The 11,911-nt window shown below is 73.9% G+C and carries 10 protein-coding genes; 6 read left to right on the forward strand and 4 right to left on the reverse strand.

What is annotated here, in order from left to right; all coding sequences use genetic code 11:
* The first annotated feature begins 38 nt into the window (after positions 1–38).
* Positions 39–1,538, forward strand: coding sequence for a PLP-dependent aminotransferase family protein (locus EV562_RS20145; protein WP_133888183.1), 1,500 nt, complete (start codon positions 39–41; stop codon positions 1,536–1,538).
* A gap of 262 nt (positions 1,539–1,800) precedes the next feature.
* Here EV562_RS20145 and EV562_RS20150 read toward each other — a convergent pair whose 3' ends face one another.
* Both EV562_RS20150 and EV562_RS20155 read right to left on the reverse strand, forming a co-directional pair.
* A complete protein-coding gene (locus EV562_RS20150; RefSeq protein WP_133888184.1) occupies positions 1,801–3,561 on the reverse strand; it encodes a hypothetical protein in 1,761 nt (586 codons plus the stop codon).
* Positions 3,562–3,614: 53 nt separating this feature from the next.
* Positions 3,615–3,809, reverse strand: coding sequence for a hypothetical protein (locus EV562_RS20155; RefSeq protein WP_115741101.1), 195 nt, complete (start codon positions 3,807–3,809; stop codon positions 3,615–3,617).
* A 201-nt stretch (positions 3,810–4,010) separates the two neighbouring features.
* Here EV562_RS20155 and EV562_RS20160 point away from each other — a divergent pair, with 201 nt between their 5' ends.
* Positions 4,011–4,403: an ankyrin repeat domain-containing protein gene (locus tag EV562_RS20160; protein WP_133888185.1), complete on the forward strand. Its 393-nt coding sequence runs from the start codon at positions 4,011–4,013 to the stop codon at positions 4,401–4,403.
* 335 nt (positions 4,404–4,738) lie between these two features.
* The gene (locus EV562_RS20165) at positions 4,739–6,157 is read left to right on the forward strand and encodes a HEAT repeat domain-containing protein (RefSeq protein WP_133888186.1); all 1,419 of its coding nucleotides are present in this window, start codon (positions 4,739–4,741) and stop codon (positions 6,155–6,157) included.
* Positions 6,158–6,281: 124 nt separating this feature from the next.
* On the opposite strand, the gene EV562_RS20170 is transcribed toward EV562_RS20165, so the two are convergent.
* Entirely contained in the window at positions 6,282–7,115 is an 834-nt protein-coding gene (locus EV562_RS20170; RefSeq protein ID WP_133888187.1) for a putative hydro-lyase, read from the reverse strand.
* Positions 7,112–8,434: an MFS transporter gene (locus EV562_RS20175; RefSeq protein WP_133888188.1), complete on the reverse strand. Its 1,323-nt coding sequence runs from the start codon at positions 8,432–8,434 to the stop codon at positions 7,112–7,114. The genes EV562_RS20170 and EV562_RS20175 overlap by 4 nt, the downstream gene beginning before the upstream one ends.
* A 126-nt stretch (positions 8,435–8,560) precedes the next feature.
* Between EV562_RS20175 and EV562_RS20180 the strand changes: the two genes are divergently transcribed.
* From EV562_RS20180 to EV562_RS20190, 3 genes are all read left to right on the forward strand, one after another.
* Positions 8,561–9,256 carry a GntR family transcriptional regulator gene (locus EV562_RS20180; protein WP_133888189.1) on the forward strand — a complete coding sequence of 232 codons (696 nt, stop codon included), beginning with the start codon at positions 8,561–8,563 and terminating at the stop codon, positions 9,254–9,256.
* 90 nt (positions 9,257–9,346) lie between these two features.
* Positions 9,347–10,873, forward strand: coding sequence for a hypothetical protein (locus tag EV562_RS20185; protein ID WP_133888190.1), 1,527 nt, complete (start codon positions 9,347–9,349; stop codon positions 10,871–10,873).
* A 112-nt stretch (positions 10,874–10,985) separates the two neighbouring features.
* Entirely contained in the window at positions 10,986–11,867 is an 882-nt protein-coding gene (locus EV562_RS20190; protein ID WP_133888191.1) for a hypothetical protein, read from the forward strand.
* Positions 11,868–11,911 lie beyond the last annotated feature (44 nt).

Consider the following 11,911-nt stretch of genomic DNA (forward strand, 5'->3'; position numbering starts at 1 on the left):
TCAACCATGGCCAATTCCGGGAAGGTGGACTGATTTCCATGGCGCAGTGGACCTCGGCCGTGGGGGCGGGTCAGCTCGCGCGGCTGCTCGGTTCCCAGCAGGACCGCCCGGCCGGGCCCGGCACGCGTCGCCCACCCGCCTATCGTGCGCTCGCCGACGGCATCCGGCTGCTCGTGCTGGAGGGCCGGGTGCCGGTTGCCGCCCGGCTGCCCGCCGAGCGTGAACTGGCCCTCGCCCTGACCGTCAGCCGGACCACCGTCGCCGCCGCCTACGAGGCGCTGCGTGCCGAGGGCTTCCTGGAGTCCCGGCGCGGCGCGGGCAGCTGGACCGCGGTCCCGGCCGGCAACCCGCTGCCGGCCCGCGGGCTCGAGCCGCTGCCGCCCGAGGCCCTCGGCTCGGTGATCGACCTGGGCTGCGCGGCACTGCCGGCACCGGAGCCCTGGCTCACCCGTGCGGTCCAGGGGGCCCTGGAGGAGCTGCCGCCGTACGCGCACACCCACGGTGACTACCCGGCGGGGCTGCCCGCGCTGCGCGCGATGATCGCCGAGCGCTATACCGCGCGGGGCATCCCGACCATGCCCGAGCAGATCATGGTGACCACGGGGGCGATGGGCGCGATCGACGCCATCTGCCACCTCTTCGGAGGCCGCGGCGAGCGCATCGCCGTGGAGTCCCCGTCGTACGCGAACATCCTTCAGCTGATGCGCGAGGCCGGCGCCCGGCTGGTGCCCGTCGCGATGGCCGAGGGGCTCACCGGCTGGGATGTGGACCGCTGGCGCCAGGTGCTGCGCGACGCCGCACCCCGCATCGCCTACGTCGTCGCCGACTTCCACAACCCCACCGGCGCGCTCGCCGACGACGACCAGCGACGGCGCCTGGTGGACGCCGCCCGCTCGGCGGGGACGGTGCTCGTGGCCGACGAGACGATGAGCGAGCTGTGGCTGGAGGACGACGTCGAGATGCCGCGCCCCGTGTGCGCCTTCGACCCGGCCGGCTCCACCGTCGTGACCGTCGGCTCGGCGAGCAAGGCCTTCTGGGCCGGGATGCGCATCGGCTGGGTCCGTGCCGCGCCCGACGTGATCCGCAGCCTGGTCGCCGCGCGCGCCTACGCCGACCTGGGGACACCGGTGCTGGAGCAGCTCGCCGTGCACTGGCTGTTCAGCACCGGCGGCTGGGAGCAGGCCGTGACCGTGCGCCGCGAACAGGCCCGGCAGAACCGGGACGAGCTGGTGGCGGCGGTACGGCGGGAGCTGCCCGGCTGGGAGTTCGAGGTGCCCCGGGGCGGGCTCACCCTGTGGGTGCGCACCGGGGGGCTGTCGGGCTCCCGGCTCGCCGAGGCGGGCGAGCGGGTGGGCGTCCGCGTCCCGTCCGGGCCGCGCTTCGGGGTCGACGGCGCCTTCGAGGGGTATGTCCGGCTGCCGTTCACGGTCGGCGGGGCGGTGGCCGAGGAGGCGGCCGCACGGCTGGCCGCGGCGGCCCGGCTGGTGGAGAACGGGGGCGGCGGGAGCGGCGAGGCGCCACGGACCTTCGTGGCCTAGGAACGGCGGTCCGGCGTCGACACGGGGCGTCGGCCACCGGCGGAGGCGGGGCGGAGACGGGCCTGTCGCGTTCGCCTCCGCCCCGCCTTTGCCCTGGCCGCCGCGTTCTTCTGCGGGCCCGGCGATCCTCGGCGCCGTGGTGGGTCGCACCGTGGGCAGGGCGCGGACCGTAATTGCTGTGGGTGCTGTGGGTGCTGTGGGTGCTGTGGGTGCCGTGGGGCGAGGGGCGAGCGGTCGCCCGCCTCGCCCCGGCCGGCGTGTGTCAGGCGGTCTCCGCGGCGACCGCTTCGGCGGGCACCGTCTCAGCGGGGGCCGGCTCGGCCGGCGTCCCGGCCGTCGTCCTCTCCACCGGCGCCGGGGCCGGCTCCGCTTCCGTCGCGCTCCCCTCGGGCTCGCTCGGGGACTTCGGGTCCGGCGCGTCCCGCTTCTCCATGGAGACCGCCTTCGACTCGGCCTCCGCTTCCACCTCCGCCTGCGCCTCCGGGGGGAGCGGCGCCTTCTCCCCGTCCGCCGGTGTCGTGCGCGGGGGGAGCAGATCGAGCACCGCCTGCCGGTGCGCGTCGCTCGTCGCGTCGTCGTAGGGGTCAGGGGTGGCCGGGACCTGGAGGCGGTGCACCGGGCCCGTGCCCAGCCTGGCGTATCCCCGGCCGGGCGGGACCTGGTCGAGGGGAGTGGTGTGCGGCGGAGCGCCCAGTACGGCCGCCAGCTCGTCCGCCGTGGCCGGACCGAGCACGACCCGCGCGCGCGTGTGCTGCCGTACCGCGTCGGTGAGGCCGTCGAGGGCGTCCAGCTGGTCGGCGACGACCACCGTCACGTTCGCGGCGCGGCCGTGCCGCAGCGGGATCTGGAGGAGGGTCTGGGGGTCCCGGCGGCCGTCCGTCCCGGCGAGGTGCGCGAACGCGGTCGGACGGTCCACGAAGACCCACAGCGGGCGCCGGGTGTCGTCCGGTGCCGCCAGCCCCTGCTGACGGGCCCGGTTGACGGAGACCAGCCGCCGTTCCGTCTCGGTGGCGGCCCACTCCAGGCTGGTCAGCGCGCCGGTGAGGCCGCACTCCACGGCCAGCACGCCGTCCCGGCCGACCAGGCAGGCGTACTCCCCGGTGCCGCCGCCGTCGACGATGAGCAGGTCGCCGTGGTGCAGTGCCTGCAGGGCGACCGAGCGCAGCAGGGTGGACGTGCCGGTGCCGGGCTGTCCCAGGACCAGCAGGTGGGGTTCGGTCGAGCGGATGCCGGTGCGCCAGACGACCGGCGGTACGTCCCGCTGCTCCACGCCGTGGGTGAGCGGGAGCGTGCGCTGGACCCCGGCCGGGTCGGTGAAGCCGAGGACGGTCTCACCGGGCGCCGTCACGAACCGCTGGGCGACGATGTCCGTGGGCAGCGCCGCGAGCACGTCGACGCAGAGGTGGTTGGCCTCCTCGTCCCACGTGAAGCGGTACTCCCGGCCCCGGCCGGCCTTGGCGGCGAGCAGGTGCTCGATGCGGGCCCGGGACGCGGCCTCCCCGTCGGTGAAGTAGGCGGGATAGTGGATCACCAGGTGGGTGAAGCGCCCGCCGTCGTCGAACTCGTACGCCGGGAACGCCCTGTCCCAGCCGCCGCCGTGGGCGTACAGGGGGTCGGGGTCCTCGGCGATCGAGAAGTACGGCACCAGCGCCTCGTAGAGCGACTGCAGGCGCCGAGTCTGGGAGTCGTCGGGACCCTCGGGCGCGGGCGGCGTGCGGTCCCTGCCCTGCCAGGCTGCCGCCGCCATCAGGGCGATGACGGCGAGCAGCGGTCCGTACGGCACGAGCGCCACGACCAGGACCACCGAGGCCACCAGGAAGAGCAGCGCGCCGCGCCGGTCCTTGGGGGTCTCGGCGAATCTGCGCCGCGCGGCCGCGGCCAGTCGGCGCAGACCGCGGCCGATCGTGATCAGCGGCTGGAGGACGTCGGTGGCACTGTCGGCCGCCGTCCGGGCCAGCTCCCGGCTCCGGGCGAGCTGTGCGCCGCCGTTGCTCAGAATGCGGGGGAGGGGCCGCCGGGCCACTGGTGCCTCCTGGAGGTGCGTACGTACGGATGTCGGGCAGGGAAAGCGGGCCGTCAGAACTTGATGCCGCCGAGGAGGCCCGCCAGGCTCTCGCCGCCCGCCTTGATGCTCGGCGCGATGGCGGTGCTCGCGAGGTAGAAGCCGAACAGCACGGCCACCAGCAGGTGCGAGGCCTTGAGGCCGTCCTTGCGGAAGAAGATGAAGACGACGATGCCGAGCAGGACGACGCCTGAGATCGAGAGGATCATGTGAGTTCTCCTGGTTCACGGGGACAGTCACCATGAGTACTTCCAGGCTCACAGCATGTATCCATACGATAAAAGGTGCAAATGGGCGAAATTCGCTGGAATTACCTCGGGTGGTGGAGGAGTCGTTGGTCCGCTCGGGTGTCCCGCGAGCCAGTACCCTGGCGATTCGCCGAATGTTCGCAGTGAGAGGTGGTCCGGCCGATGAGTGAAGCCCCCGACCCCGAGGTCGTGGAGCTGGCGACCAAGATCTTCGATCTGGCCCGGCAGGGGCGGACCGAGGAGCTGGTGGCGTACGTGGACGCCGGTGTGCCGGCCGACCTCACCAACGACCGCGGTGACTCCCTCGTCATGCTCGCCGCCTACCACGGCCACGCCGACGCGGTGCGCGCGCTGCTCGCGCGTGGCGCCGACGCCGACCGTGTCAACGACCGGGGGCAGACCCCGCTCGCCGGAGCCGCCTTCAAGGGTGAGACGGAAGTGACGAAGGCGCTCCTGGAGGCCGGCGCGGACCCGGCGGCGGGCACGCCGTCGGCCGTCGACACGGCGCGCATGTTCGCCCGGACGGACCTGCTGGAGCTGTTCGGCACTCAGTGAGGGGACGGCGGGCAGGGCCGGGTCCGGTCCCGCTCCACACGTTCTGACCAGGAAGAACACAGAAAACGGGGGAGGCGGTACAGGGCCGCCGAAATTTCGGTCGCGGCAGGTGTGACCGCCGGGCCATCATGACGACGTGGTTCACGGACGTGATGGCTGGGCAGGTGTTGCCGCACCGCGCGGGCCGTGACACGGCCCGCAAGGGCCACCGACGAGAGGCAGAGGAACATGGTCTTCAGCAAGCAAGAGACGGCGGGCGCTCCGACGTGTTGGCGCACGGCCAGGTAAACGCGTGCTCCCCGGTTGCGTCGACGCTTGATGTGAGGCTGTTTCCCATGTTCGATCCGGTCATAGCGCCCAGCGGTACGCTGCTCGGCCTGCTTCAGCGGGGTCGCGGCGACGGCACGCTGCACGCGCTCACCGCTCCGCGCGCCGAAGCGCTCGCGGCGCTGAACCACTGTGTGCTCCACGACCCCCGCCACGACTGGCAGGTCGAGAACCGCTCCCTCTACTACGCCCGCCTCTACCTCGACCTGAACGGCGAGCTGGACGCGATCGAGGCCCACCTCTTCGACCCCGAGGACGTCCTGGACGCCGACGAGTCGCGCACCGGGCTGTCCCTGGCGGTCCTCGGCCACCTCGCCTCCTACGGCAGGCCGGACGCGCTCCGGCTGCTGCGCCGGTACGCCGCCCACGGCGTCAACTGGGCGTGGGCCCTGGACGAGCTGGCGCTGCGCGACGACGACGCGGGCCTGCGCGCCCTCGCCGCACCCGTCCTGGCCCGCTTCCCGAACGACGCCGAGGGCGACGCCGAGCTGGCCGTCGCCGTGCGGGACGCCTTCGAACCCCGGCCCTGGCGTCTGTGGGCCGACGATCCCCGCGAACCGATCGCCACGCGCGTGCGTGCCGCCCAGGAGGCGGGCTGCTTCGACCGCTGGCAGCGCCAGATGAACTCCACCGGTCCGCGTCCCGGCTGGAGCGTGCGCGCCGTCTTCGAGTGGGCCGAGCAGGGCGTGGAGCGCGGCACTCCGCTGCACGTGCCGGCCGCCCGGTGCCTCGCGGCCGTCGCCGCGCCCGAGGACCGCCCCGAGATCGTCGAGGCCGCGCGGTCCGGCACCGAGGGCGCCCGCTGCACCGCCCTGCGCCATCTCGCCGACAGCGACGATCCGGACGTCCTCGACCTGATCGAGGGCGCCGTGACCACGGGCTCCGCCCCGGTCGTGGAGGCCGCCGTCGCCGCCTACGAACGGATGCGCGGTCTCGCCGCCGTCGACCGGGCGCGCGGCTGGGTGCACCGGCCCGACGCCCTGGGCGCCGCCGCCGGACGGGTACTGGCCTGCCGGGGCGCCGCCCAGGACCGCGACCTCGTCCTCGCCGCGCTGCGGGAGGCGGTACGGGGCGAGGGCCCCGACGCGCCGACGCTGTGGACCCTGGTGGACGGCACCGGACGGCTCGGCATCGCCTGCGCCGCGCCCGTGCTGCGCCACATCTACCGCGAGACCGCCTCCTCCCACCTGCGGGGCCGGGCCGCCCGCGCGCTGGCCGCCACCGACCCGTCCTTCGCGGCGGGCTTCGCCATCGAGTGCCTGTGGGACTGCGAGGAGTCCACCCGCGAAGTCGCCGCCCGCCACGCCGAGACCGGTGACAACCGGGTCGTCGAACGGCTGCGCCGGCTCGCCGCGGATCCGGCCGAGGAGGACGAGGTCCAGACGGCGGTGCGCAGCCGCTTCGGGCCGGACGCCCCCGCGATGTGAGCGCTGCCGGTACCGAGGTGCCGCTGAGAGCGCGGGCGACGGTCGGGCGACCCGTCCCGCCGCACCAGCGGGCGGGCGGCGTCGCCTCCGCCGGTGGCCCCGCATCCGTGTCGTGGCGTCCCGATCAGGCCACGCGGTACTGCTCGTCACGGACGTCGGTGAGGAACATCTGCCCCGGCGCGTGGGTCAGCGCGAAGGGCGGACGCGACGCCATGACGGCCGCCTGCGGGGTCACGCCGCAGGCCCAGAACACCGGGATGTCGTCCGGCTCGCGCGTCACCGCGTCGCCGAAGTCGGGTCGGTCCAGGTTCCCGATGCCGAGCGCCGACGGGTCTCCGCAGTGCACCGGGCCGCCGTGCACCGCCGGGAGCAGGCTGCTCTCGCGGATCGCCGCCGACAGGTGCGCGGGCGGCACCGGACGCATCGACACCACCATCGGACCCCGCAGCCGCCCGGCCGGACGGCACCGGCGCGAGGTGATGTACATGGGGACGTTGCGGCCCTGTTCGACGTGCCGGATCGGGACGCCGGCCGCCGCCAGCGCCCACTCGAAGGTGAAGCTGCAGCCGATCAGGAACGTCACCAGGTCGTTCCGCCAGTACGCGCGCACGTCCGTCGGCTCGTCCACCAGTACGCCGTCCCGCCACACCCGATAGCGCGGCAGATCGGTCCGCAGGTCGGCGCCGTCGGCGAGCACGGTCGTCCAGGACCCGGTGTCCGTGACGTCGAGCACCGGGCACGGCTGCGGGTTGCGGGTGCAGAACAGCAGCATGTCGTACGCCCAGTCGGCGGGCACCGCGATCAGGTTGGCCTGGGTGTGGCCGGCCGCGATCCCGGCCGTGGGGCCGGTCAGTCCCCGTCGGAAGCGGGAGCGGGCCGCCTTCGGACTCCACGCGTGCGCGTGCTCGTCGACGAGGGCGAGCGGCCGGTCCCCGGTCGCGGGGTGCGGGTGGTTCATGCCAGTTCCCTTCCGCGCGTCTCCGGCAGCCCCAGCAGGGCGAGCGCCGCGATGCCGTAGCCGATGGCGCCGAAGACCAGCGCGCCGCCCACGCCCCAGCTGTCGGCGAGGAAGCCGACCGTGGTGGGGAAGACGGCGCCCACGGCACGACCGGTGTTGTACGTGAAGCCCTGGCCCGCGCCGCGTACCGCCGTCGGGTACAGCTCGCTCAGGTACGAACCGAAGCCGCTGAAGATGGCCGACATGCAGAAGCCGAGCGGGAAGCCCAGCACCAGGAGCAGGGTGTCGGCGCCGCTCGGGATGTTCGCGTACGCCAGGATGCAGACCGCCGACAGCAGCGCGAAGAGCCAGATGTTGCGCCTGCGGCCCAGCACGTCGGTGAGATGGCCGCCGGTGAGGTAGCCGACGAAGGCACCCGAGATGAGGAACGTCAGGTAGCCGCCGGTGCCGACGACCGACAGGTCGCGCTCGTCCTTCAGGTACGTCGGCACCCAGGTGGCGAGGGTGTAGTAGCCGCCCTGCACACCGGTGGAGAGCAGGCTCGCGAAGAGCGTGACGCGCAACAGGCCCGGTGAGTCCGCCGTGCCCGGCTTGAAGATCGCCGCGAACGACCCCCTGCCCGCATCCTTCTCGCGGACCTCGGCGGCCCTGGGCGCGTCGTGGACGCTGCGCCGCACCCAGACCACGAGCAGCGCCGGGAGCGCGCCCGTCCAGAACATGATCCGCCAGGCCAGGTCGTCGCCGGCCAGCGAGAACACCAGCGTGTACACGAGCACCGCGAGCGCCCAGCCCACGGCCCAGGAGCTCTGGACCGCGCCGAGCGTGCGCCCCCGGTGCCTGGCGCTCGCGTACTCGGCGACGAGGACGGCACCGACCGCCCACTCACCGCCGAAGCCGAGACCCTGAAGGGCGCGGAAGACCAGCAGCGTCTCGTAATCGGGCGCGAAACCGCAGGCCACCGTGAACACGGCGTAGGTGATCACGGTGAGCAGCAGCGCTTTGACCCGGCCGACGCGATCCGCCAGCACGCCCGCGAGCGCGCCGCCGACCGCCGAGACGACCAGCGTGACCGTGGTGAGCAGTCCGGTCTGGCCACTGTCCAGGCCGAAGTACGCGGCCAGCGCGACCATGGTCAGCGGCAGCGTGAAGTAGTCGTACGAATCGAGGGCGTACCCGCCGAACGCGCCGCCGAAGGCGCGGCGGCCGCGCGGGCCGAGGGCACGCAGCCAGCCGAACGGGCCCTCGTCCGAGGGGCGTTCGGCCGTACCGGGGGAACGGGTGTCGGCGGGCGGGGCCGGGGGTGGCGGGGGAGTGCTCATGGTGCACCTCGCAGGGGGAGGACGGAGGGTGCTGGTCGAGCGGTACGTAGGCACCGTAGGGGATCGTTCAACGATCCCTCAATACCCCTGTTGTTTCGTTCTGGCATCTGCGATTGAATTCCGGGCATGGCAGAGCAGTTGACGGGACTGGCCGACGACCGCGCGCTTCTCGGGCGCACCAGCACCGCGGAGCGGGTCTCGGACATCCTCAGGAGCCGGATCGCCGACGGTTACTTCCCGCCCGGCACCCGGCTGTCCGAGGACAGCATCGGCGGCGCCCTCGGTGTGTCCCGCAACACCCTGCGCGAGTCGTTCCGGCTGCTCACGCACGAACGCCTGCTCGTCCACGAGCTGAACCGGGGCGTCTTCGTCCGGGTCCTGACCGTCGAGGACGTCGAGGACATCTACCGCACCCGCTCCCTCGTCGAGTGCGCCGTCGTCCGCGGCCTCGGCGAACCGCCCTACGCGCTCGACGGGCTTGTCGAGGCCGTCGAGGACGGGCGCGCAGCGGCCCGCGAAAGTGACTGGAAAGGCGTGGGTACGGCCAACATCCACTTCCACCGGGAGCTGGTCGCCCTCGCCGGCAGCGAACGCACCGACGAGCTGATGCGCAGCGTCTTCGCCGAACTGCGCCTCGCCTTCCACGTCGTGGACGACCCGCGGCGCCTGCACGAGCCGTACATCGCCCGGAACGCGGAGCTCCTCGACACCCTGCGGAGCGGCGAGCGGGAGGAGGCGGCGCGGCTGCTCGCGGTCTACCTCGAGGACTCCCTCAAGCGGGTCGTGGAGGTCTACCTGCGCCGGGTCGGGGACGACGCGTAGGCCGCGGGCGCACGGCGGGCGCCCCGGGCCGCCCGGGGCGCATCTGCGTCGTTTGGGCCGATGTCAGACCGAGGACCTAGTCTGTGCACCGTGACTTCGCCTGCATCGACGGACAGCGTTCCGCCCCAGCTCAGCGCGGGGCCGCGCCCCGCCCCGGGCCCGGCCGCCGACGAGGGGCTGGCGCGGCGGCTGCGCGCCCTCGCCTGCACGGCACCGCTGCACGACCTCGACGCGCGCAAGGCCAACCTCGCCGGCGAGTACTCGGTGTACGGCATGGCGGAGGTCGCCCTCGCCGCCATCGACCTGGTCACGCTGAACATGGACTTCGACACGGGCGCCGACCACGACCAGATAGTGGCCAGGCTGATCCCGCGCGTCGCCGCCCAGGCCCCGCACCGCCCCGCCGCCGAGCACGAGCGGGTGGCCCGCTGGGTCCTGGAGAACCTGATCAACGTCGGAAGCGTCGACCGCGGATTCCGCGCGGTGTACGGCACCTTCGGGGCGGACGGCACCTACGTCCGCCGGGACTACGACTTCAAGCTGCTCGAAGAGGTCCCGGGGCCCGGCGGCACCGTCTACCTGCGGACCACCGACGAAGCGGTCAACGTCCTCGTCGGAGCCCTGGACACCGACGTCACCAGCGCCCAGATCGCCGCCGAGGTCAAGCTGGAGGTGCTGATCAGCCGCGGCCGCCTCGCCGACGCGCAGCTCGCCGCCGAACAGGCCCGGTACCGGACCGTGCAGTACTCCGAGACCCTGCGCAGGGCCCTGGACGCCACCCGGCGCAACGTCCGCGCGGTGGACTGGCTCAGTGCCGTGCCCGACATGATCGCCGAGGCCCTGGACCACGTCGCCGACCGGTACCGGCACGAGAACGCGATCCTCACCAACATCCGCAAGGCCCGCGACGAGACCGAGGGCGCCGAGCACAAGCGCCGTGCCGCCGAGCTGGTCGACATCGTCAAGGACTGCATCCGCCGCCACACCCAGCTCCAGTCCCGCCTCCTGGAGGCCGGCCCGCTCTTCCGCGCCGAACAGGACCGGCAGGCCTTCGCCGCCCCTCTCACCACCTCCGGCCTTGACCTGTACGGCCACCTCGTCGCCCCCGTCCTGCCACTGCCCGTGGAGCAGGCGCTCCGGGTCACCGACGCCTTCTTCGCCCGCGGCACCGGGCTGCGCACTCCCGTCTCCGTCCGGGTCGGCGACCTCGTCGACATACTCCTGACCCCGCCGGTGGAGCGCGAGCACCTGGGCGCCGAGATGCCGGAACCGGAGCTGATCGCCACGCCGGACGACAGCCGCTTCAGCGAGGAGCAGCTCGCCGCCGCCATGGAACTGCTCGACCTGCCGCACGACGCCCCACGCCGGCTGTCGGGGCTGCTGGCCGACGCCCGTGCCCGCGACGCCGAACTGCCGTACCTCGTCGCCCTGCTCGCCGTCCACGCGGCCAGCCCGCCGGTGGGCACCGCCTACCGCCAGGGCGAGCCGAAGCTTCTGTTCGCCGTGGACGACGGCACCGAGCTGGACGACCCCGAGTTCGGCGGCGCCGACCTCATCGTCGGCACGGCGCTGCTGGACGCGGCGGGCATGGCGGCGGACCGGAAGGAGGCGGCATGACGACCGGCCCGCACCGTCCCGGCCGCCGCCCCGCTCACCACCACCGCCCCGCTCACCACCACCGCACCCGGTGCCGCATCACCGAGCCCCAGCACAGCGAGGAGTACCGACCGTGACCGAGCACGTCGACCGGAGCGAACCGGAGGCGGGTGCCGCGCCGGCCACCGCCGCCGTCACGCCCGCCGACGCCGCCGACGCGGCGCGGCTCGTCTCCTTCGGTCTCCAGCCCAAGCTGCTGCCCGCCCGCGACCAGGAGTACGCCGACCTGCTGCGCCGCTACCGCGAGGACCCGCCCTTCGCCCGGCTCGCCGACGCCGTGGCGGCCGGCCTCGGCCTGATCGTCCTGGAGGTGTCCCCGCGCGCGGGGATGGCCGTGGCCGCCGCCGAGGACTCGGTGTTCGCCGTCCGCATGGGCGACTACGCGCGTCGCGCCGCCACCGACTCAGGCGACCGCTTCCTGCACGGCCTCGCCCACCTCGCCGTGGCCGCCATGGCCTACCCGCGCCCCGAGGACCTCGCCGACGACGGCTACATCGGCCGCGTCACGGTCAACGGCGTGGACGCGTTCGTCCGCCAGGCCTGCCGGAGGCTGGAGGAGCGGGCGGAGGAGCAGGGCGAGAACACCGACCCGGCCACCGACGCCCCCGGTCTCGAGGCCGCCTGGCGGATCTGGGTGAGGCGCAGCGCGACCGGCGCCACCAAGGACGCGCGCAGACTCCCCGGCTCCACCACCGGCATCGTCGGCAAGGCCGCCGCGTTCCTCACCGAGTCCGGTTTCCTCCAGCGCACCGGCGACGACCACGGAGGCACCTACCGGACGACGGCCCGCTACCAGCTCCAGGTGCGCGACATGGCGGGCAGCGCCGCCCTGGCCGAGCTCCTCGACCTGGGCGTCGTCCCGGTCACCGACGGCACCGCGACACTGCTGCCCGCCGAGGAGACGGACGATCTGGACCTCGTCGCCGACGCGGGTCTGCCCTTCCACTCCTCCTGACCACCCGGCCCTCCCGCCGCACGCCCGACCGCACCGCCCGACCG

It is taken from the genome of Streptomyces sp. BK208 (assembly GCF_004364245.1).
Taxonomy (GTDB): domain Bacteria; phylum Actinomycetota; class Actinomycetes; order Streptomycetales; family Streptomycetaceae; genus Streptomyces.

Coding starts and splice junctions, on each gene's coding strand:
- EV562_RS20170 (WP_133888187.1), bottom strand. CDS start 7,115: ATGAACCACCCGCACCCCGCGACCGGGGACCGGCCGCTCGCCCTCGTC.
- EV562_RS20180 (WP_133888189.1), top strand. CDS start 8,561: ATGGCAGAGCAGTTGACGGGACTGGCCGACGACCGCGCGCTTCTCGGG.
- EV562_RS20175 (WP_133888188.1), bottom strand. CDS start 8,434: ATGAGCACTCCCCCGCCACCCCCGGCCCCGCCCGCCGACACCCGTTCC.
- EV562_RS20155 (WP_115741101.1), bottom strand. CDS start 3,809: ATGATCCTCTCGATCTCAGGCGTCGTCCTGCTCGGCATCGTCGTCTTC.
- EV562_RS20160 (WP_133888185.1), top strand. CDS start 4,011: ATGAGTGAAGCCCCCGACCCCGAGGTCGTGGAGCTGGCGACCAAGATC.
- EV562_RS20145 (WP_133888183.1), top strand. CDS start 39: ATGGCGCAGTGGACCTCGGCCGTGGGGGCGGGTCAGCTCGCGCGGCTG.
- EV562_RS20165 (WP_133888186.1), top strand. CDS start 4,739: ATGTTCGATCCGGTCATAGCGCCCAGCGGTACGCTGCTCGGCCTGCTT.